General features: G+C 63.6%; 19 protein-coding genes. 8 read left to right on the top strand and 11 right to left on the bottom strand.

Going from position 1 to position 21,847, the window contains the following annotated elements; translation table 11 throughout:
* Positions 1–113: 113 nt before the first annotated feature.
* Positions 114–713 carry a helix-turn-helix domain-containing protein gene (locus HX875_RS24955; protein ID WP_177046668.1) on the bottom strand — a complete coding sequence of 200 codons (600 nt, stop codon included), beginning with the start codon at positions 711–713 and terminating at the stop codon, positions 114–116.
* Positions 714–993: 280 nt separating this feature from the next.
* Here HX875_RS24955 and glnT point away from each other — a divergent pair, with 280 nt between their 5' ends.
* From glnT to HX875_RS24930, 5 genes are all read left to right on the top strand, one after another.
* Positions 994–2,328 (top strand): type III glutamate--ammonia ligase, encoded by a 1,335-nt coding sequence (glnT, locus tag HX875_RS24950; RefSeq protein WP_177046665.1) that lies wholly within the window; start codon positions 994–996, stop codon positions 2,326–2,328.
* A gap of 22 nt (positions 2,329–2,350) precedes the next feature.
* Positions 2,351–3,256 carry a class II glutamine amidotransferase gene (locus HX875_RS24945; RefSeq protein WP_177046663.1) on the top strand — a complete coding sequence of 302 codons (906 nt, stop codon included), beginning with the start codon at positions 2,351–2,353 and terminating at the stop codon, positions 3,254–3,256.
* 11 nt (positions 3,257–3,267) lie between these two features.
* Positions 3,268–3,942: a protein glxC gene (locus tag HX875_RS24940; RefSeq protein ID WP_177046661.1), complete on the top strand. Its 675-nt coding sequence runs from the start codon at positions 3,268–3,270 to the stop codon at positions 3,940–3,942.
* Positions 3,943–3,957: 15 nt separating this feature from the next.
* Positions 3,958–5,286 carry an FMN-binding glutamate synthase family protein gene (locus HX875_RS24935; RefSeq protein WP_177046659.1) on the top strand — a complete coding sequence of 443 codons (1,329 nt, stop codon included), beginning with the start codon at positions 3,958–3,960 and terminating at the stop codon, positions 5,284–5,286.
* 222 nt (positions 5,287–5,508) lie between these two features.
* Positions 5,509–6,834 (top strand): ammonium transporter, encoded by a 1,326-nt coding sequence (locus tag HX875_RS24930; protein WP_177046657.1) that lies wholly within the window; start codon positions 5,509–5,511, stop codon positions 6,832–6,834.
* A 137-nt stretch (positions 6,835–6,971) separates the two neighbouring features.
* Here HX875_RS24930 and folD read toward each other — a convergent pair whose 3' ends face one another.
* The 9 genes from folD to HX875_RS24885 all read right to left on the bottom strand — a co-directional run bounded on the left by folD (position 6,972) and on the right by HX875_RS24885 (position 17,867).
* Positions 6,972–7,889 carry a bifunctional methylenetetrahydrofolate dehydrogenase/methenyltetrahydrofolate cyclohydrolase FolD gene (gene folD / locus HX875_RS24925; protein WP_177046655.1) on the bottom strand — a complete coding sequence of 306 codons (918 nt, stop codon included), beginning with the start codon at positions 7,887–7,889 and terminating at the stop codon, positions 6,972–6,974.
* Positions 7,890–7,937: 48 nt separating this feature from the next.
* Entirely contained in the window at positions 7,938–9,617 is a 1,680-nt protein-coding gene (locus HX875_RS24920) for an APC family permease (protein WP_177046653.1), read from the bottom strand.
* 75 nt (positions 9,618–9,692) lie between these two features.
* A complete protein-coding gene (locus HX875_RS24915; protein WP_177046651.1) occupies positions 9,693–12,002 on the bottom strand; it encodes a DUF1989 domain-containing protein in 2,310 nt (769 codons plus the stop codon).
* A gap of 2 nt (positions 12,003–12,004) precedes the next feature.
* Entirely contained in the window at positions 12,005–13,372 is a 1,368-nt protein-coding gene (locus tag HX875_RS24910; protein WP_177046649.1) for an NAD(P)-binding domain-containing protein, read from the bottom strand.
* A 21-nt stretch (positions 13,373–13,393) separates the two neighbouring features.
* Positions 13,394–14,260: a formyltetrahydrofolate deformylase gene (gene purU, locus HX875_RS24905; protein WP_177046647.1), complete on the bottom strand. Its 867-nt coding sequence runs from the start codon at positions 14,258–14,260 to the stop codon at positions 13,394–13,396.
* A 30-nt stretch (positions 14,261–14,290) separates the two neighbouring features.
* Positions 14,291–15,421, bottom strand: a complete 1,131-nt coding sequence (locus HX875_RS24900) for an aminomethyltransferase family protein (RefSeq protein ID WP_177046645.1) — start codon at positions 15,419–15,421, stop codon at positions 14,291–14,293.
* 44 nt (positions 15,422–15,465) lie between these two features.
* Complete coding sequence (locus tag HX875_RS24895; RefSeq protein WP_177046643.1) at positions 15,466–16,482, bottom strand: heme-dependent oxidative N-demethylase family protein; 1,017 nt, start codon at positions 16,480–16,482, stop codon at positions 15,466–15,468.
* A 12-nt stretch (positions 16,483–16,494) separates the two neighbouring features.
* Complete coding sequence (locus HX875_RS24890) at positions 16,495–17,424, bottom strand: PDR/VanB family oxidoreductase (protein WP_177046641.1); 930 nt, start codon at positions 17,422–17,424, stop codon at positions 16,495–16,497.
* Entirely contained in the window at positions 17,421–17,867 is a 447-nt protein-coding gene (locus HX875_RS24885; RefSeq protein WP_177046639.1) for a dimethylamine monooxygenase subunit DmmA family protein, read from the bottom strand. Before HX875_RS24885 ends, HX875_RS24890 begins: the two co-directional genes overlap by 4 nt.
* 224 nt (positions 17,868–18,091) lie before the next feature.
* Between HX875_RS24885 and HX875_RS24880 the strand changes: the two genes are divergently transcribed.
* The 3 genes from HX875_RS24880 to HX875_RS24870 are packed head-to-tail and all read left to right on the top strand — an operon-like array spanning position 18,092 to position 20,558.
* Positions 18,092–19,186 carry an ATP-binding protein gene (locus HX875_RS24880; protein WP_330213950.1) on the top strand — a complete coding sequence of 365 codons (1,095 nt, stop codon included), beginning with the start codon at positions 18,092–18,094 and terminating at the stop codon, positions 19,184–19,186.
* Positions 19,155–19,814 carry a response regulator gene (locus tag HX875_RS24875; RefSeq protein WP_177046635.1) on the top strand — a complete coding sequence of 220 codons (660 nt, stop codon included), beginning with the start codon at positions 19,155–19,157 and terminating at the stop codon, positions 19,812–19,814. Before HX875_RS24880 ends, HX875_RS24875 begins: the two co-directional genes overlap by 32 nt.
* Entirely contained in the window at positions 19,815–20,558 is a 744-nt protein-coding gene (locus tag HX875_RS24870; protein ID WP_177046633.1) for a PAS domain-containing protein, read from the top strand.
* 121 nt (positions 20,559–20,679) lie between these two features.
* Here the strand turns inward: HX875_RS24870 and HX875_RS24865 are convergent, their stop codons facing one another.
* Entirely contained in the window at positions 20,680–21,834 is a 1,155-nt protein-coding gene (locus HX875_RS24865; protein WP_177046623.1) for an ABC transporter ATP-binding protein, read from the bottom strand.
* Between the last annotated feature and the right edge of the window lie 13 nt (positions 21,835–21,847).

Here is a 21,847-nt window from a genome sequence, read left to right as displayed (position 1 = left end):
GCCGAGTGGTGGGGCAAGAGCCTTTTGGTTACTTTTGGGCTCTTTTCAAAAGTGACCCGCTGTAAGAGCGGAACCAATATCAGCAACAACCCAAATAACGGATATGCCCCCAATCACTCCTTATCGTTCCCATAGTTCATGATCGACAACAACCGAATCGGCACCTGCACCAACTCCTCGGGCCCATGCGGAATCTCCCCCTCAAACGTCAAGCTATCCCCGGCCTCCATCCGATACAGCTGATTCCCATGCCGATATATCAGCTCACCCTCGAGCAAATGCAAAAACTCAGTCCCAGGGTGCGCAAAGGTCGGAAACTCTTCACTGGCGTCATCCATGCTGACCATATACGCCTCGAAGCTCTTCTTGGGCCCCCGCGTATGATTGAGCAGGTGATAGGTGTGCCCCTTCTCGGTCCCCCGACGCACCACTTCCATCCCCTGGTCAGCCTTGACCAACAAGGCACTGCCATCCTGCTGGTCATACTCACTGAACAACTTCGACAACGGCAGCCCAAGCACATCACACAAGCGGCTCAAGGTATCAAGACTGGTAGACACCTGGGCGTTCTCAATCTTGCTCAACATGCCCTGGCTGATATCGGCAATCTTCGCCACATCGGACAGCTTCAGGTCCTGGGCCTGACGCTGGCGTTTGATCTGCAGCCCCAGGTATTGCTCGAGCTTGAGGCGAGGGGCGGTTTCGGTGGACATGATCATCGGCTCCTGCACGGTTTCCGTTCAGTAATATTATTTTCGCACTGGGAAAGTGCAAAGTCTGGCACTTGAAGGCCACCCCGCTTTGCGTATTCCTGCGGGGAAAAGAATTTTCCCATATATACAGCACAAAAGCGCTTTGATCGGCACTTCAATCGCCCGCTCGCGAATCTGGCAAGGGTATTGCATTCCTGTAGGGAAACTAACTTTCTTTTTAGGAATAAAAAGACAGTAGGCCCACCCACACGGTTTTGCCTTTCGCGAGGAGTGACACGCAATGTTGCCAGCAGAAACCCAGCGCATCATCGACAAGCACGGGATCAAGTACGTGCTTGCGCAGTTTGTGGACATACACGGTGCGGCCAAGACCAAGTCGGTGCCGATCTGCGGGCTCAAGACGGTGGCCGAAGAGGGCGCAGGTTTTGCCGGGTTCGCCATCAGCGGCATGGGCATGGAGCCTCACGGGCCGGACTTCATGGCCCGCGGCGACCTGTCGACCCTGACTCCGGTGCCATGGCAACCGGGCTACGGGCGGGTGGTGTGCGTCGGCCATGTGGACGGCAAGCCACATCCCTACGACAGCCGCTATGTGCTGCAGCAGCAAGTGCAGCGCCTGCAAGACAAGGGCTGGACCCTGAACACTGGCCTGGAGCCCGAGTTCAACCTGATGCGCCGGGACGAGCAGGGCAAGCTGCAATTGGTCGACCCCAGCGACAACCTGGACAAGCCTTGCTACGACTACAAAGGGCTGTCGCGCTCGCGGGTGTTTCTTGAGCGGCTGACCGAAGCCTTGCAGGCGGTGGATTTCGAGGTCTATCAAATCGACCACGAAGACGCCAACGGCCAATTCGAAATCAACTACACCTACAGCGATGCCCTGACCTCGGCCGACCGCTTTACCTTCTTCCGCATGGCCGCCGGCGAGATCGCCAATGACCTGGGCATGATCTGCTCCTTCATGCCCAAGCCCGACCCGAAACGCGCCGGCAACGGCATGCACTTTCACCTGTCCATCAGCAGCGCCGAGAACAAAAACCTGTTCTTTGATGCCAGCGATCCAAGCGGCATGGGCTTGTCGAAAATGGCCTATCACTTCGCCGCCGGCTTGCTTGCCCACGGCCCGGCTCTGTGCGCGTTCGCCGCGCCAACCGTCAACTCCTACAAGCGCCTGGTGGTGGGCAATTCCTTGTCCGGTGCCACCTGGGCCCCGGCCTTTATTGCCTTCGGCGCCAACAACCGTTCGGCCATGGTGCGGGTGCCCTATGGCCGGCTTGAATTCCGCCTGCCGGACGCCGGTTGCAACCCCTACCTGGTCAGCGCCGCGATCATCGCGGCCGGCCTGGACGGGATTGACCGCCAGCTGGAAATCGACCACGTCTGCAACGAAAACCTCTACAGCCTGAGCCTCGCGCAGATCGCCGAGCGCGGCATCAAGACCCTGCCGCAATCCCTCAAGGAAGCCTGCGACGCGCTGGAAGCCGACCCGCTGTTCGTCGAGGTACTGGGCCCGCAGATCGTGGGTGAGTTCATCAAGCTCAAGCGCATGGAGTGGGTTGAGTACAGCCGCCATGTGAGCGACTGGGAAATCCAGCGCTATACCGAATTTTTCTGACACCGTGTGACGGAGACTTGTTATGTGTGGAATCGTAGGCCTGTACCTGAAAAACCCGCAGTTGGAGCCCCAGCTCGGCAAGCTCTTTGAACCCATGTTGCAGGCCATGACCGACCGTGGCCCGGACAGTGCCGGGTTCGCCATCTACGGCGACGAAGTGGCCGACGGCTGGGTCAAGCTGACCCTGCAGGCGACCACCGAAGCGTTTGACTGGAAAGCCCTGATGGGCGAGCTGGAAGGGCGCCTTGGCTGTTCCCTGGACTGGTTCCAGAACGCCAGTGCCGCCGTATTGAAGATCCACGCCGACGAAGCCCCGGTGCGCCTGGCCCTGGCCGAACTGGCACCGAGCGTGCGCATCATGAGCGCCGGGCAAAGCATCGAGATCCTCAAGGGCATGGGCTTGCCCCAGGAGATCTCCCAGCGCTTCGGCCTGGCGAGCATGCAGGGCAGCCACATCATCGGCCATACGCGCATGGCCACCGAAAGTGCAGTGACCATGGAAGGCAGCCACCCGTTTTCCACCGGCGCCGACCTGTGCCTGGTGCACAACGGTTCGCTGTCGAACCACTTCCGCCTGCGCCAGGAACTCAAGCGCGAAGGCATCCATTTCGAAACCGACAACGACACCGAAGTCGCCGCCGGCTACCTGACCTGGCGCCTGCAACAGGGCGACTCCCTCAAGGAAGCGCTGGATCACTCCCTGGAAGACCTCGACGGCTTCTTCACCTTTGCCATCGGCACGCGCAACGGTTTTGCGGTGATCCGCGATCCGATTGCCTGCAAGCCGGCGATCCTCGCCGAGACCGACGACTACGTCGCCATGGCCTCCGAGTACCAGGCGCTGTCGAGCCTGCCGGGGATTGAAAACGCCCGTATCTGGGAGCCCGCACCGGCCACCCTGTACATCTGGGAACGCGAGTCAGCTTAAGGAGCGCACACATGAAAACCATCGATCTTTCCACCGCCAGCGTGCGTGACCTCAACCAGGCGCTGCACGCGCAGGCTATCGATAACGAATGGCGCGTCACCCATTCCAACGGCAAGCACAACCTCGCCGTGGGTGTGAACCAGGCGGTGTCCATCGATATCGAGGGCCACGCGGGCTACTACTGCGCGGGCATGAACCAACAGGCGTCGATCACCGTGCACGGCAATGTCGGCGTGGGCTGCGCCGAGAACATGATGTCGGGCTCGGTGCGCGTCAAAGGCAGCGCCTCCCAGGCCGCCGGCGCCACGGCCCATGGCGGCTTGCTGGTGATTGAAGGTGACGCGGGGGCGCGTTGCGGTATTTCCATGAAGGGCATCGACATCGTTGTCGGCGGCAGCATCGGCCATATGAGCTGCTTCATGGGCCAGGCCGGGCGCCTGGTGGTGTGCGGCGATGCCGGCGATGCGCTGGGGGATTCGTTGTATGAAACCCACATCTACGTCAAAGGCACGGTGGAGTCCCTGGGCTCCGATTGCATCGAAAAAGAGATGCGCAGCGAGCACCTGCTAGAACTCCAGGAACTGCTCGACCGCGCCGGTTTCGCCCATCAGGCGGCCGACTTCAAGCGCTACGGCTCGGCCCGCCAGCTCTACAACTTCAAAGTCGATAACGCCTCCGCGTACTGATCCAGGAGCTCCACCATGAGTGAACAAACCCCTCCAGTGTTGCGCGAGTCGGCCACCTTCGACCGCCTGACCATCCAGGAAATCCAGCGTGCCGCCGAAACTGGCATCTACGACATTCGCGGCGGCGGCACCAAGCGCAAGCTGCCGCACTTCGATGACTTGCTGCTGCTGGGCGCCAGCGTGTCGCGCTACCCGCTGGAAGGCTATCGCGAGAAGTGCGGCACTGACGTGATCCTCGGCAACCGCTTTGCCAAGAAACCGATCCACCTGAAGATTCCGGTGACCATCGCCGGCATGAGTTTCGGCGCGCTGTCGGCCAACGCCAAGGAAGCCCTGGGGCGTGGCGCGACCATCGCCGGCACCAGCACCACCACCGGCGACGGTGGCATGACCCCGGAAGAGCGCGGCCAGTCCCAGCACCTGGTGTATCAGTACCTGCCGTCGCGCTACGGCATGAACCCCGACGACCTGCGCAAGGCCGACGCCATCGAGATCGTCCTGGGCCAGGGCGCCAAGCCCGGCGGTGGCGGCATGTTGCTGGGGATGAAAGTCACCGAGCGCGTGGCCGGTATGCGCACCTTGCCGATTGGCGTCGACCAGCGCAGCGCGTGCCGCCACCCGGACTGGACCGGCCCGGATGACCTGGCAATCAAGATTGCCGAGCTGAGGGAAATCACTGATTGGGAAAAACCGATCTACGTGAAAATCGGCGCCAGCCGGCCGTATTACGACGTGAAGCTGGCGGTCAAGGCCGGTGCCGATGTGATTGTGCTCGACGGCATGCAGGGCGGTACGGCCGCCACCCAGGAAGTGTTTATCGAGCACGTTGGCATCCCGATTCTGTCGGCCATCCCGCAAGCGGTACAGGCTTTGCAGGAGATGGGCATGCACCGCAAGGTCCAGTTGATCGTGTCGGGCGGGATTCGTAACGGCGCCGATGTGGCCAAGGCCATGGCGATGGGCGCGGACGCGGTTGCCATCGGTACGGCGGCGTTGATTGCCCTGGGCGATAACCACCCACGGCTGGACGCGGAACTGAAAAAGATCGGCTCGGCCGCCGGCTTCTACGACGACTGGCAGAACGGCCGCGACCCGGCCGGGATCACCACCCAGGACCCGGAACTGTCCAAGCGCCTCGACCCGGTGGAAGGCGGGCGTCGGTTGGCCAACTACCTGCGGGTGATGGTGCTGGAGGCGCAGACCATGGCCCGAGCATGCGGCAAATCCCACCTGCACAACCTCGACCCCGAGGACCTGGTGGCGCTGACGGTGGAGTCGGCCGCCATGGCCCGGGTGCCGCTGGCGGGAACCAGTTGGGTGCCGGGTTCCGGTAGCGGTTACTGAAACTGGATGAAAACCTGTGGCGAGGGAGCTTGCTCCCGCTGGGGTGCGAAGCAGCCCTGAAAGAGCCGGCTCCAGCTGCGCTGTCGAACGGGAGCAAGCTCCCTCGCCACAGCAAGCTCCCTCGCCACAAAAAAATCAAATCAAGGGGCCCGCCAAGAGGCTCCCCAAACAACAACTGCTCACTGCCAGCCCCATCCCATTTCTTTTGCAGGAGCTTTGAACATGGTCAATCGTCTTCTTGGCAAATCCCTTCTCGCGTTACTGGCGGCCGCTGCCTTTGCACCCTTGGCCCAGGCCGCCGACGCCCCCACCTTGAACACCGGCAGCACCGCCTGGATGGTCACCGCCGCCGTGCTGGTGCTGTTCATGTGCCTGCCGGGGCTTGCGTTGTTCTACGGCGGCCTGGTGCGTGCGAAAAACATGCTCTCGCTGTTCACCCAGTGCTTTGGCATCGCCGGCCTGGTGGGCGTGTTGTGGGTGATCTACGGCTACAGCATGGTGGTCGACACCACCGGCATGGTCGAAGGGCAGGTGACGTTCAACAGTTTTGTCGGCGGGTTGAGCCGGGCCTTTCTGGCCGGCATGACCCCCGAGAGCCTGGTGGGGGATATTCCGGAAGGCGTGTTCGTGACCTTCCAGATGACCTTCGCCATCATCACCCCGGCACTGATCGCCGGGGCCTTTGCCGAACGCATGAAGTTCTCGGCGGCGCTGCTGTTCATGGCCGTGTGGTTCACCCTGGTCTATGCCCCGGTGGCGCATATGGTGTGGGGCGGTTCGGGGGCCTTGATGCATAACTGGGGCGTGCTCGATTTTGCCGGTGGCACCGCCGTGCACATCAACGCCGGGGTGGCTGCACTGGCCGCGTGCCTGATCCTGGGCAAGCGCCGTGGCTACCAGAACACGCCGATGCCGGCTCACAACCTGAGCCTGACCATGGCTGGCGCGGCGATGCTCTGGGTGGGCTGGTTCGGGTTCAATATCGGCTCCGGTGGCGGGCTCAACGGCACCTCGGGGATTGTCATGCTCAACACCCAACTGGGCGCGTGCGCCGGGATTCTCGGCTGGATGTTCACCGAGTGGTTCAAGGTCGGCAAGCCGAGTGCCCTGGGCCTGGCGAGCGGTGCCCTGGCCGGCCTGGTGGGGATCACCCCGGCCTGTGCCTATGTGGGCGTCGGCGGTGCCTTGGCCATCGGCCTGCTGTGCGGGGTGTTCTGCTACTTGAGCGTGACGGTGTTGAAGCGTCGTTTCGGTTATGACGACAGCCTCGATGTGTTCGGCTTGCACGGCATCGGCGGCATGATCGGCGCGGTGTTGACCGGCGTGTTCTGCGTGCCGTCCATGGGCGGGCTGGTGGAAGGCGTGACCATGGGCGGCCAGGTGGTTGCCCAGATCAAGGGGGTGCTGCTGACCACGGTGTATTGCTTCGTGATCAGCTGGATCATTCTCAAGGTGGTCAATGCACTGGTTGGGTTGCGCGCCCATGAGTCGGTGGAAGAGATGGGGCTCGACCTCGCCGAGCACAACGAGCGGGCTTACAACCACTGATAGCCCGAACGGCCCACTGTAGGAGCGAGCTTGCTCGCGAAGAACGTCAACGATGACGCAGCGCTTCTGGATTAGCGCGGTGTCCTTGCGCTTTTCGCGAGCAAGCTCGCTCCTACAGTGGCGGCTTGCATTGGGGCTCAGCTCACCGCCAGCTCATGGGGCAGGGCGGCCCGCTGCAACTGGGCGGCCACCAGGGTGTTTTTCAGCAGATAGGCAATCGTCATCGGTCCCACACCTCCCGGCACCGGGGTAATCGCACTGGCCACGGTGCGTGCGCTCGCATAATCCACATCCCCCACCAACCGCGTGCCGGTCTCGGTACTGATACGGTTGATCCCCACATCAATCACCACCGCGCCCGGTTTGAGCCAGCTGGCGTCGATCAGTTGTGGCCGGCCCACGGCGGCGACCACGATGTCTGCCAGGCGGCACAACGCGGGTGCATCGACACTGCGCGAGTGCACCACGCTGACCGAGCAGTTGGCCTGCAACAACAGGGTCGCCATGGGTTTGCCGACAATGTTCGAGCGGCCAATCACCACCGCGTGCAAGCCGCTCAGATCACCGCAGGTTTCGTGCAGCAGGCGCATGCAGCCACTGGGGGTGCAGGGTGTGAGCACTTCCAGGCCCTGCACCAGCCCTCCGACGTTTTCCCGATGAAAGCCGTCCACGTCCTTGATCGGGTCGATGGCATGAATCACTGAGGCTTCGTCGATATGGCCCGGCAGCGGCAACTGCACCAGGATGCCGTTGACCGCAGGGTCGGCGTTCAGCCGGGCAATCAGCTCCAGCACGTGCGCCTGGCTGGCGTCGTCCGGCAGCCGGTATTCGAGGGAGCGAATCCCGACTTCCTTGGCCCGCAGCAGTTTATTGCGCACATAGACGTGGCTGGCCGGGTCGTCGCCCACCAGCAGCACGGCCAGCGCCGGGTAGATCTGTTGCGTGGCAAGCACCTGAACCTCTTCGCGAACCTCGTCGAGAACCTGGGCAGCGATGGCCTTGCCGTCGATATCGCGGGCAAGCGTGGAGAGAGAGCTGGTCAAAAGCGTCACCATTGTCTGGAGAAGTGAAGGCGCTGAGGGATCACTCCCTCAGCGATGAGATCAGGCTACCAGCTGATGGCAGCCATACACCACCAGCACACCGGCAATCAGCGTGGCATAGGGCAACCAACCGGCACGCTTTTGCCCGTCATCGGCCTGGATATACAGGTCGCTGAGCATCGCGGCGGGGAAGCGGCCCTTGTCCTGCACGTAGTGGCGGAAGCAGAACACCGGCAGGATCAGCAACGCCAGCAGCAAACCGGTGACCAGCGTGCCCGCGCCCCAGATATCCGCGCCCAGGCCCATGCAGGCCAGGTTGACGAAGCTCAGCACGCCACCCGCCGCCAGCAGCACGGTGGGCGCCTTGTACGGGCGCACCCAGTCGGGGCGGTCCAGGCGGTGGATCCAGCCGGCGTTGAGGTTGAGGAAGTTGAAGATGATGTAGCTGACGTTGGAGGCCGCGAGCACGAACACGTAGTCGGACATCAGCAACAGCAGCAGGTTGAACGACAGGTCGGTCCACATCGCCGCCGTGGGCGCACCGTGTTCGTTGGTACGTCCCAGGTATTTGGGCAGCCAGCCGTCCACCGACGCCTGATACAGGGTGCGCGAAGAACCGGACATCGAGGTCATGATCGCCAGCAACGTCGCCAGCACCAGCATGATCAGCACGATATTGGCGACCACCTTGCCACCGCCAATGCTGTCGGCCATGACCTGGCCAACTCCCATGCCGCTGTAGATCACCGGTGACAACAGGCCGCTGTACACCGCCGGCGTGACGATGGCGCCGCTGGCGTCGAGCACCGCCGGGGTCACCAGTTGGCCCAGCCCCAGGCTGCCTTGAAACGCCAGCGGGACCAGGGTGAACACCAGGATGCACAGCAGGCCGGCGTAGAAAATCGCCTTGAACGTGTCGCGCTTGGGGTCCTTGAACTCCCGGGTGTAGCACACCGCCGTTTCAAAACCGTAGGTGGACCACGCGGCCATGAACAGCCCGCCGGCCATCAGCGACCAGCCGGAAATATCCCAGGGCCCATCGATGACTTGCCCGGCCGCATCATGGGCCAGGGGGTACAGCGGCAGGAAGTTGGCCTGGGCCGCATCCCCGGTGAACAACGGCACCACGCCCACCAGCAGCAGCGGGATCAGCGAGGTGACGCCCAGCACCAGGGTCAGGCGCGCCGAACGCAGGATGCCGCCGTGCTGCACGGCAAACACCGTGAGCAGAATCAACAGGCCGATGCCGAAGGTGGCGTTGATCCGCAGCGACAGGCCGCTCTTGACCCAGCCCAGGTCCAGCAGGGTCAGTTGCCAGGTGTTGATCAGCGCATCGGCGGGAAACAGCGCGGTCAGGATATAACCCGCCGCCAGCCCCGAGCCGATGGACAGCACCGGCGACCATGCCAGCCAGTTGCACCACACCGAAACCGGTGCAATCAGCTTGCTGTAGCGCACCCAGGCGACGGCGCCGTATACCGAGGCGCCACCGGACTTGTGGGGGAATAACCCGGCGATCTCGGCATAAGTGAATGCCTGGATAAACCCGAACAGGATCGACACGATCCACACGATCCACGCCGGTTTGCCGACCGTCGCGGCAATGGCGCCAATTGAGAACAGCACCAGGGCGGGTACGCCACTGGCGACCCAGAACGCCCCGCGCCAATCGATCTTGCGGTGCAGGCTGCCCACCGAACCGGCGGCCTGCGGTACTGCCTCGAACGTCGTCGCTTCCATCTCTGTATTCCCATGTCTGAATAGCGTTTAAGTGGGGCAGTCAAAATGGGGTGGCGCACACGCGTATCGGAACGATCAACTGCGCACCCGGCTTTTGTCCGGGTCATAGAAAATCGCTGCGCTGGCCGTGGCGCTGATGCGCTTCTGCAGGCCATCGACTTTGCCAATCTCGAGTACCGTGCCGGGCTCGGCGCACGCCACGTCCACCCGGCACAACGCGATGTTGCTGGCCAGCAGCGGGGAGCGGCAGGCGCTGGTAATGACCCCGACCTGGGCCCGGCCCTGGTACACCGGGTCGCCATGGTGGGCAGTCTCGTTGCCGCTCAAGTGCAGGCCGACGAGCTTGTGGGTGGGGTGCGCACTGCGCCGCAACAGGGCGTCGCGCCCGATGAAATCATCGGTTTTGCTTTTCAGCGGCACGCTGAACCCGATACCCGCCTCAAACGGGTCGGTCTGGTCGCTGAACTCGTAGCCGGCAAAAATCAGCCCGGCTTCGATGCGCAGCATGTCCAGCGCTTCCAGGCCCAGGGGGACCAGCCCCAAGGGTTGGCCGAGCTGCCAGATGCGGTCCCACACCCGTTCGGCGTCTTCGGGCTGGCACCACACTTCATAACCCAGTTCGCCGGTGTAGCCGGTACGGGAAATCATCAACGGACAGCCGTCGAAACCGTCCAGCCGCCCCACCAGGAAGCGGAACCAGCCGAGGGCTTCCAGGCCCGGTTGGGTGGGCGGGGTCCAGACCATCTGTTTAAGCAGCTCGCGGCTCATCGGCCCCTGCACCGCCAGGTTGTGGATCTGCTCGCTGGCGGACTTGACCCACACCTTCATGCCCAGTTTCTGTGCCTGTTCCCGCAGCCACACCCCGGCGTAGTCCTCACCGCAGACCCAGCGGAAATTGTCCGGGCCCAGGCGCAGCAAGGTGCCGTCATCGAGCATGCCGCCGTGGGGGTGGCACATGGCGCAATAGACCACCTGGCCCACCGCCAGGCGCCGCACGTCGCGGGTCAGGCAGTACTGCAACAGGCTCTCGGCGTCGGGGCCGATGATTTCGAATTTGCGCAAGGCGGTCAGGTCCATCACCGCTACCCGTTCGCGGCAACCGAGGTATTCCTCGATGGCGCCGTAGCCGTCGTAGCGCAACGGCAGCCACCAGTTGCGGTAGTCGGTGAAGCTGCCGGTGAGGCGGCTTGTGCGTGAGTGGAACGCAGACTCACGGGTCAGAATCGGGTCGGCATCGGCCGTGGTTCGAGTGCTCATGGCGATGGAAAAACGCTCCTTCTCGCTGTAGATGCGGACGTGGATGTCGCTCGGGTCCCAGCCATTGGCCGGGTCGATGTCATCCGGGCATGAAGTGCTGGCGCACAGCAGGTCGGTGGCGGCCCGCAACAGCACGTAGTCGCCGGGACGCGACCAGGGCTCGTCGAGGGTCATCTGCTGGTGCGCGTCGATCCCGGTATTGAAGAAAAAATTGATCGCCGGCCAACCCTTGCGGGCCTGGACACCATGGGGCACGAGTACCTGGCTGAGGTTGTCGCTGCAGTTGTCGTGCCCGAAATAGCCCTGGCTTTCGTAATAGCGTGCGGCGCAGGCCAGGGCGAAGGAGTCGTGGCGGCCGACGGTGTCTTGCACCACCTCCAGCATCGGTTGCATGTTCCGGTCGAAGAACTTCGAGAACAGCCCGGGTGCTGGGTAGGCGCTGCCGTTCAGCGTGCGGGTGACGGTCTGGTCGAGGTCCAGCTCCAGCCCGCGATCCAGGGCGCGACGGTCGAGGGCGACAAAGTCCGAACATTGGCGCCCGGCCACATCCAGCACCTGCACGTACTGCCCCTTGGCGACGGTGTAGCTGTGGGCCGTGCCGGCGCGCAGGGTGAATTCGTCCAGCACTTCGCCCAACGGTTCAGGCAGGGCGGGCATCCAGAGGGGAGAGGGGTCGACGCGGGTTACCAGCAGACGCAGTTCGCTCGGCCGGTATTGCCGGTCAACGGCGGTGGGCCCGGCCGGGGCGGCAACGATCACCAGTAACCGGTCATGGGCGGTGAAATGGCGGCTATGGCCGGGCGGGCTGTCGTCGTCCCACAGCGAGGCGGCCAGCGGCAACCGTTGCGGGTCGATGCCGCGCCGGTTGAGCGCCTGGTCGATACGCCGGGTCACGCGGCAAGCCGTTGTACCGTGCAGTGCCCAACTGGCCAAGGCACTGCGCCCGTCGGCATCGAGGGCCAGCAGTGCGCAGGTTTGCCGGCCTTCGATGTCGATCACCTGCAGGCGGTCGCCGGGTTGCAAGTCCACCAGGGTCACTCCGCCGGCGGCCACGCGGTAACGTTCCAGGTGGGGGGCGCGGGCGAACAGCCCGGGCTCTCGGGGATGAGAAACACGAGGTGCATTCATCATCAGCCGACCGACTTGATGGGCGTAGCGGGCTCAGCCAGGTACGCCGCCATCGAGTCATCCAGCGCCTGCAACCACGGTGTGTGGTGCGGTGGCGATTGGGTGCCGGTCATCAGCGAACGATAGGACTTGTCGCGGTAGCCCATGATGTTTTCCGCCTTGTCATGCTTCCAGTGCAGAAAGGTTTCGTTCACCGCGGCGATGTCGAAATTCGGGTAGTCAGTGGCGTCCACCAGGTGCTGGATGTAGGCGCCCTGGTACTCGAACATCTGCTGGTTGGTTTCCAGGGTCTGTTCCCGTGCGTGCCACTGCTGGCTGTCGGCGGCTCGTTCGGCCTGGCTCGGCAGGGTGATGCGCCCCAGGATCACATCGCGGGCATACCAGGCCTGGGCGTCGAACATGTTGAAGGAGTACCACTGGTCCTGCATGCCCAGGTAGATCAGGCGCGGGTTGGGTTCCCAGAACACGCCCTTGTACAGGTTCATCGGCCACAGGCGGTTGTCGGTCTTGAGGCTCAGCTCATCCGGCAGGAACGGGAAATGATGCTTGTAGCCGGTGCACAGGATCACCGCATCGATGTGTTTGCTGCTGCCATCGACAAAGTACGCGCGGTTGTTTTCCAGGCGCGTGAGCAGCGGCTTTTCTTCCCAGTTGTCTGGCCAGGCATAGCCCATGGGCGCGGTGCGGTAGCAACTGGTGATGCTGCGGGCGCCGTATTTGTAGCACTGCGAGCCGATGTCCTCGGCCGAATAGCTGCTGCCGACAATCAGCAGGTCCTTGTCCTTGAACTCCAGTGCCTCGCGAAAATCATGGGCATGCAGGATGCGCCCGGCGAACTGTTCGAAGCCGTCGAAGTACGGCACCTTGGGCGTGGAGAAGTGGCCGCAGGCGTTGACCACGTAGTCGAATTCCTCACAGGTCAGCGTGTCGTTGCTGTAGTCGTGGGCGTAGAGGGTGAAGCGTTGGGTCTGCTCGTCGAAGGTGACTTGGCGCACCACATTGTTGAAGCGGATGTAGTCGCGCACGCCGGCTTTTTCGACCCGGCCCTTGATGTAGTCCCACAGCACCTCACGGGGCGGGTAGGAGCCGATGGGCCGGCCAAAGTGCTCTTCAAAGGTGTAGTCGGCGAACTCCAGGCACTCCTTGGGTCCGTTGGACCACAGGTAACGGTACATGCTGCCGTGCACCGGCTCGCCGTTCTCGTCCAGGCCGGTGCGCCAGGTGTAGTTCCACATGCCGCCCCAGTCCTGCTGTTTCTCGAAGCACACCAGTTCGGGAATGGCGGTGCCCTGGTCGCGGGCCGACTGGAACGCGCGAAGTTGTGCCAGGCCGCACGGGCCGGCGCCGATGATTGCTACACGTAGAGTCATGAGCGTGCCTCCTGAAGGGTTTCAGCGAAAGATCACTGTCTTGTCCTGGTTGATGAACACCCGGTGCTCCAGGTGGTATTTCAGGGCTTTGGAAAGGGCGACGGTCTCGGTGTCGCGGCCAATGGCGACCAGCGAGTCGGGCAGGTGGGTATGGTCGACGCGCTGGATTTCCTGCTCGATGATCGGCCCTTCATCGAGGTCGCTGGTGACGTAGTGGGCGGTGGCGCCGATCAGCTTCACGCCACGGTCGTAGGCCTGGTGATAGGGCTTGGCGCCCTTGAACCCGGGCAGGAACGAGTGATGGATATTGATCGCCCGCCCCGAGAGCTGTTGGCACAGGCCGTCCGACAGAATCTGCATGTAGCGGGCGAGCACCACCAGGTCGGTCTGGGTGTCCTCGACGATGCGCATCAGCTCGGCTTCCTGACTGGCCTTGCTGTCCTTGGTGATGGGCAGGTAGATGAAGCGGATGCCTTCGCGTTCGGCCATGGCCCGCAGGTCCAGGTGGTTGGAGACCACGGCGGTGATGTGCATGTCCATCTCGCCCTTGCGGTGGCGATAGAGCAGGTCGGTGAGGCAGTGGTCGAACTTGCTGACCATCAGCAGCACGCGGGTCGGTTGGCGCGAGCTGAACAACTGCCACTGCATGTCGAAGCCACCGGCGAGGTCGCCCAGGCCTTCGCGCAGGGCACCGATATCACCGCTGATCCCGGTGTTGAAGCGGAACACCGCGCGCATGAAAAACTGCCCGGTGAACTCGTCGTCGAATTGCGCCAGCTCGCTGATATAGCACTGCTGCTGGGCCAGGCAAGCGCTGATCGCCGCGACGATACCGGACGCCGCCGGGCAGGTGATCTTGAGAATGTAATGTTCGCTGGAGGCGTCCATCGAAGGCTCCTGAATCAAGTGTGGGAAGGCTCAGCCCTTGGCCGTGCGCTTGGTTTTTTCCGGGTCGTCAAAGGGCAGGGCGTGAGTGGTGGCGCTGGCCTCAAGGCTGCCGCGCACCTGCAAGGCAATGCCGGGTTCGGAACAGGCAACGCTCATGCGTGCGATGGCCATCGAGCGTTTGCTCAGGCGCGAATACATGCCGCAGGTGATCACGCCGACCTGCTGGCCGCCTTGCCACAGGGTGTCGCCGGCCTCGGCAGGGCGTACGCCGTCGAGCAGCACGCCGGTGATCTTGAAACGCTCCTGGCCGCGCAGGCGCAGGTGTTCTTCGGCGCCGCGAAATGCTTGTTTGCCAGGGGAGACGGTGAAATCCAGGCCCATTTCCCAGAGGGTGTCGCCGGCCTTCTGGTCGGCGAAGGGGTACATCTGCGAATTGTCGTAGGGAAAAAACATCAGCGAGCTTTCCACCCGCAGCCAGTCCAGAGCGGTGAAGGCACACGGGATAATCCCCAGGCTCGCGCCTTGTTCGAGGATGCTGTCCCACAGGAAAGGCGCGTCGGCGGCCTTGCAGAAAATCTCGTAGCCGCGCTCGCCGGTGTAGCCGGTGCGGGAGACCATCACCGGGCGCTCGAACAAGCGGGTCTGCACGTGATGGAAATACGGCAACTGGCGAATGCCGGGCACGTGCTCGGCGAGGAAATCCACCGCCAGCGGGCCTTGCAGCGACAGGTCGTGCAGGTCGTCATCGAACAGCACCGCCACTTGCCGGCCCTGGGCGGAGCGCACCAGCATTTCATGCCCGGTGCCGGCGCCATGCACCACCATGAAGGCGTTGGGCCCGGTGCGGTAGACGATGCAGTCGTCGACGAATTTGCCGTCTTCGTCGAGCATCGAGGCGTACACCGATTTGCCGGGGTAGAGCTTGGCGATATCGCGGGTGGTCGCCCACTGCAACAGGCTTTCGGCGTGGGGCCCGACGTAGTGGACTTTTTTCAGCCCCGACACGTCCATCAGCCCGGCACGGGTGCGGATAGCCTGGTGGTGGTCGGCCAACTCGCTGCTGTAGGTCCAGGCGGTGCCCATGCCGTTCCAGTCTTCGAGGTTCGATCCGAGCGCGCGGTGCCGCTCGGCCAATGCAGAAATACGCCATGAGTGGGTCATGTGAGGGTCCTTTGGGAAAAAAGAGAGCCGGGAAAAAGCGAAGGTCAGGCCTGCGGGTCGAACTGGCTCAGCCACTCCACCAGCGTGTGCCGGTAGCGGTTCATGCCCTTGTAGTCGGCTATGGGGTCGGGCAGGTCGCGCAGCACGCGGTGCAGGCGACAGCCCCAGCCGGGCTGGGTCACCAGCTCATCCATGCTGATCAGGTAGGTGCGGATGCTGAACATCACCGCATTGCTGCGGGGCAGGCGCGCCATCACTTGCAACTCGACCCGCAGGTGCACCTGTTGCCCGACGTTCTGCGCGGTGATCTGGCCGCGGTCCGCGCCCCATTCGTGAAAGGTCTCGGGGGATGAATCCAGGCGCGGGTTGATGGTCAGGGTCCAGTTCAGGCGCCGCACAGGCTGGCCGGCCTGCAGGTTGAGCAGGTACTTCAGCGCACGCTCGAACACGCCCATTTGATGGGCCATGGGCACCGGTGCATGCCACTGCTTGAAACTCATGCCGGCGTCGAATGCCAAGGACCAGTCGGCCGGGCCGGTGATCAGGCCGGCGTCCATGTAGAGGTCGCCGTCGCGCTGGTCGAGCAAGGCGAAATCCCCCTGCACCTGGCGCCCGATAAATTCCAGCGGTTCACAGGGCAGGCTGGTGGCGTCGCCGAATACAAAGTGCTGGTTGATCTCCAGCAGGCGGTTCCGCCAATGCCAGCGGTCGCCATCACGGGCCAGGCTGAACCACTGCGGGTAATCGGCGGCGAGGTGTTCCATCAGCATCTGCAACGCATCCCAGGCGGCCACTTGCATGTGCGGCATCACCAGGTAGCGACGCGGGTCCTTGTCCAGCACCAGCGCGCGTTCGGCCATTTCCGAGCGGTAGTGCTCGTCGATGTCGAAGCCATGTTCATAGATCGAGCCCGGGTCGCGTGAGGTCGCCGGCTCGATATTCACCGAGTACAGGTAACTGTCTTCGGTAAACGGGAAGGGGAAGCGGCGGATCGCCGTCGGGCTGTTGTGAAAGCTGAAGTCGTCCCGATAACTCAGCACGGGGCTCGATGGTAGAGGCATGGTCAACAACTCCTAGAGGTCCAGCGAAACGCATGGGCCGTTGCCGCGAGAGACGCAGGGCATCAGAAAGTCGGCCTGCTCGGCCGGTGTGAGGAAGCTGTCGCGGTGTTCGATGGCGCCGCCCATGTGACGTGTCATGCACTGGCCGCACACGCCGCCACGGCACAGGTTGGGTACCTGCAACCCGGCGGTTTCCAGGGCTTCGAGCAGGCTCTGCTCGGCTTCGACCCGCAGGCGCCGATCACTGCGCAGCAGGTGCAGGTCGAACGGCTGGCCCGGTTGTGCGCCCTTGAACGCTTCCGAGTGCACGCGTTTGGGCGGCCAGCCGAGGCGCGTGGCCTGGTGCTCGACCGCGTCGAGCAGGGACTGCGGGCCGCAGGTGTAGACGTGGCTGCCCAGCGGCCGGTTGCCGAGGATGCGGCTCAGGTCCGGGCGGCCTTCGTAGGTGTGCAGGCGTGCACCGAGGCGCTGTTGCAACTCGTCGAGGTAGGCGTCGCTCAGGCCCGGCCTGAACAGGTAATGCAGTTCGAACTCGGCCTGCTGTTGTTCGAGGGCCGCGATGTAGGCCATGAACGGCGTGATGCCGATGCCGGCGGCGATCAGGATATGCCGGCGGGCCGTGGCGTGGGGGGCGAACAGATTGGCCGGTGGCGAGATCTGCAAGGTATCGCCGACCTGCACCTGCCGATGCAGGTACTGCGAACCGCCACGGGACACGTCTTGCAGGCGCACGGCGATGCGGTAGTGCTGGTGGTGCGCCGGGTCGCTGGTCAGTGAGTAGGCATTGCGTACCTTGCCTTCGGCCAGCGGCAGATGCACCTGCACATGGCTGCCGGGCGAGAAGCCGGGCAGGGTGCCGTCGCAGGCCACCAGGGTGAATTCGCGCACCACCGGTGTGAGCATTCTTGCCGCGCTCACCTGCACATTGAGGGCCGCGCTCATGGCTGGAACCCCGCATAGGGCTTGTCGGGGTTATTGCACACGCCGAAATAAGCCCCCAGGCGCCTGGAAAAATGCGTGCGCACCTCCAGCCCCACATGGCAGCCGATGCAGTTCAACAGCGGCTCCGGCCCGGTCGCCTGGATCAGGCCACAGTGCGCGCAATACACCAGGCGTTGGCCGGGCAGCGAGCAGGTCAGGCGGATTTCGTCGTCTTCCAGGCCGGCGGCGCGGGCCTGGCCGTGAAGGCGCCACACAAAGGCTTCATCGCCCAGCAGGTAGAGCCGACAACCCACGGTGGCGCTGGCCAGTGCCTGCTGCAAGCGCCAGGCGAAGTCGGGTTGTTCACCGTTCAGCAGCAATGGCCGGTCCAGTCCGGCGACAACCTCCAGGCCAACGGTCGCCGATTGCATCACCACGATGGGGCGGTTGTGGGTGTGGGTCATGCGGGCTCTCCAAGGTGCGTTTTGTTTCCTGTTGGGAGAGATACTTTCCTATGGGGAAAATCTTCTCAATCTGGAAAAAGGGCTATGCCTTTGGAGATAAGCCTTGCGCGACGGCCATTCGGGGCATGGAAGTTGCTGGTCTTAAGCGGATGTTGAGCAACCGGGACGGGGGGGTATCGAGAGTGCTGACACGACCAAAAGGCTGGCCGCTCTGGTTGGGGCCTGTGCGCCCCGAACAAGCGCGTAGCGTGCGCAGGCTGTTGGCCGGGTTGCCCTTGGGCGAGGCGCACGCTGACGGTGCCTTGTCGGTTTTCCTGGACCGTTTCGACGCATTGTTGCCCGCCGGCAAGCTCAACCTGATCCTCGGCGGCGAAGACCTGGGGCCGGCCCGGCGCGGGTTGATCGAGGGCTGCCAGGACGTGGCGGGCTGCCCCTGGCGTAACGCGACCGTGGCCGATACGCCCCAGGCGTGCGGCCCGTGCCGGGAACGGGGCGTGCACCGGCTGGTGTGCGCCTTGTCCGAGGGCCAGAAGGGGGCGTTGCTGCTCGACACGCCCCGGCGGGCCGGTGCCAGCTGGCGGCAACTCATGGAGGAGGCCGCGCAGGCGGTCGGTGTCACCGTGCGCCTGCGCAGCCACACCCTTGAGCAACAGCGCAAACAGGCGACGTCCCGGCACGGTGCCCTGGCCCGTGAGCTGCACGATTCGGTGGCGCAGCAGCTGGGTTACCTGTCGTTCCAGGCGCATGGGTTGCAGTCGCAACTGGGCGAGCCGGCGCAAGCCCGCGCCAGTCTGCAGGACCTGTGCGCGGGCTTGAGCCAACTGCAGCGCCAGGTGCGTGAGCTGATCACCAGCGCACGCCTGACCATGGACGGGCGCTCGCTGCGCCAGGCCCTGGCCGACTCCGTTGCGGAGTTCTCGCGGCGTTGCATCATCGTGTTCGAACTGGACAACCGCCTGGCCGACGATGCGTTGAACCCGGAAACCGAATTGCAGATCCTGCAGATCATTCGCGAAGCCCTGGCCAATGCGGTGCGGCATTCCCATGCGCGGCACGTACGCATTGAACTGCGCCAGACCCAGGACGGCGATGCCTCGGTGTCGGTGGAGGATGACGGCATTGGCCTGAGCCCTGCCTGCGGCGAAGACAACCATTTCGGCCTGGCAATTATTCGCGAACGTGCCGCCAGCATCGGCGCGCGGCTGAGCATTGAAGCGATCCGCCCGCACGGGGTGCGCGTGCACCTCGGCCTGCGCCGCAACCAAGACCTGCCACAGGGGAGTCTCGATGGATTGCACGACCTTATTACTGATCGATGATCACCCATTGTTTCGCAAAGGCCTGGCGCAGTTGTTCGGTGCCAGTGACGACTTCGAAGTGGTGGGGCAGGCGGCCAGTGGCCGTGAGGGCATCAACCTGGCGGTGAGCCTGACGCCGCAGCAGGTCCTGCTGGATTTGCACATGCCGGGCCTGAGCGGTTTGCAGGTGCTGGATGAACTGCGCCAATTGCGCCTCGATTGCCAGGTGGTGGTGCTGACGGCGTCGATGGACCGCGCCGAATTGCTTGCGGCCTTGCGCCTGGGCGCCAGCGGTTACGTGCTCAAGGAAACCGAACCCGACGCCTTGCTGGCGTATATGCGCAACTGCCACAAGGGCGCGATCGTGCTGGATTCGACCCTGATTGCCCTGCTGGCCGACCAGGCCGAGCCCACGCAACACTGCGAGGCCCCGGGCAGCGACAACCTCACCGAGCGCGAAGGCCAGACCCTGGCATTGATCGCCGCCGGCATGAGCAACAAACAGATCGGCCGGGAACTGGGGATCAGCGACGGCACGGTAAAAATCTACGTGCGCAGTTTGCTGCAGAAGCTCGGCCTGCACTCGCGGCTGGAGCTGGCCGCGTGGGTGCACAGCGGCGCATTGATGAAACACGAGGAGCGCCATTAGATGAGGGAAAGCCCTGAAGCGTTTGTGCAGACGCCGCCCGTGCACCTGATGGATCGCTTCCCCGCCGCGTTGCTGGAGCTGCGGGACAATGGCCAGATCGCCCACTTCAACCTGGCCTGGGCCGAGCTGATGGGGCAACCGGGGGCGGAGCGCAATCTGCTGGATTACGTGCACCAGGAAGACCGCCCGTTATGGCGCCAGGCCTTGAATGAACTGCGCCGGCGGCCTGATACGTCATTCAACCAGCGCCTGCGCTTTGTGCATCCTTGCGGCGAGTTACGCTGGTTCGAGGTGAGCCTCAAGCGCGGCCCGCAAGGGTTCTACCTGGCGGCCGGGGATGTGACTGCGCACAAGCGCCGCGAAATTGCCTTGCAGGCGAGCCAGCGCAGCAGCATGAGTTTGCTCGACAGCATGCCGGGGCTGATCTATCGCGGGCGCAACAATCGCGACTGGACCATGGAATTTGTCAGTGCCGGGTGCCTGCAATTGACCGGTTATCCCGCCGAGCGGCTGGTGGACAACCATGAGTTCACCTACAACAGCCTGATCCTGGCGCAGTACGCCGACTACGTCTGGCGCGAAGTGCAATATGCGCTGTCGCGGCGGGAGCCGTTCGAACTCAATTACCAGATTCGTTGCGCCGATCAGTCGATCAAGCACGTGTGGGAGAAGGGCGTGGGGATCTATGCCGATACCCGCGAGGTGCTGGGGATCGAGGGGGCGATTTTCGAACGCAAAACCTGACGGGTAAAACACAATTAAAAATGTGGGAGCGGGCTTGCCCGCGAAAGCGGTGGATCAGCCAATGCATCTATTGACTGTCACACCGCATTCGCGAGCAAGCCCGCTCCCACAGGGGGGTGACTCAATGCGCCCCGGCCGCCTTGTTCAGATCACTCTCCGCCCACTGCGTATACACACACGCATCCGCCGTGGCCCAGCGCACCCGCACCGGGTCGCCGGCCTTGAGCGGCATGCCCGCGGCGGACAACGCCTTGACCGTCATCGAAGTGCCGCCCAGGGTTTTCACGCTGCAGGTCTGGCTTTCGCCGAGGAACAGCACTTCGCCCACGATCGCCGACACTTCATTCCAGCCCGCCGCCAACGGTTGCCCGGCGGCCTGCTCGACGCTCAGCGCCAGGGCTTTTTCCGGGCGCACCATCAGCAGCACGTCCTGGTCGATGTGCAGCCCGGTGGTCAGGCGGATCGACAGGGATTGGCCTTCGAACGCGCCGACGGCGTTGCCCTGGGCCTTGAGCTTGAGGAAGTTCGAGTTGCCGAGGAACGAGGCGACAAATGCGTTCGGCGGGTTCTGGTACAGGTCGAAACCGCTGCCCAGGCCGACGATCTTGCCGTGGCTGAAAATCGCAATGCGCTGGGACAGGCGCATGGCTTCTTCCTGGTCGTGGGTCACGTAGACGATGGTGATGCCCAGGCGCCGATGCAACTGGCGCAGTTCGTCCTGCAAGTCTTCCCGCAGTTTCTTGTCGAGGGCGCCGAGGGGTTCGTCCATCAGCAGGATGCGCGGCTCATACACCAGCGCCCGGGCGATGGCGACGCGCTGTTGCTGGCCGCCGGAGAGTTGCGAAGGGCGGCGATGGGCAAACGCTTCCAGTTGCACCAGCTTGAGCATCGCGTCGACGCGCTTTTCGCGCTCGGCACTCGCCAGTTTGCGAATCGCCAGGGGGAAGGCGATGTTGTCGCGCACCGACAAGTGCGGGAACAGCGAGTAGCGCTGGAACACCATGCCGATGTCGCGCTTGTGGGGCGGCACATTGACCAGGGATTGGTTGCCCACCAGGATCTCGCCGCTGCTCGGTGTTTCAAAGCCGGCGAGCATCGACAGCGTGGTGCTTTTGCCCGAGCCGCTGGAGCCGAGGAAGGTGAGGAACTCGCCGTCCTGGATGTCCAGGGAGATGTTGTCCACGGCGGCAAACTCGCCGTAGTACTTGTTCAGGTTGCGCAGGCTTACCAGGGGTTGCTCGTTGCCTTGCGCGGACGCTTTGATCACTGCACTCATGTTCTTCTCCAGG

It is taken from the genome of Pseudomonas yamanorum (genome assembly GCF_013386765.1).
Lineage (GTDB): Bacteria > Pseudomonadota > Gammaproteobacteria > Pseudomonadales > Pseudomonadaceae > Aquipseudomonas > Aquipseudomonas yamanorum_A.
This window is presented reverse-complemented; position numbering and strand designations above follow the sequence as displayed.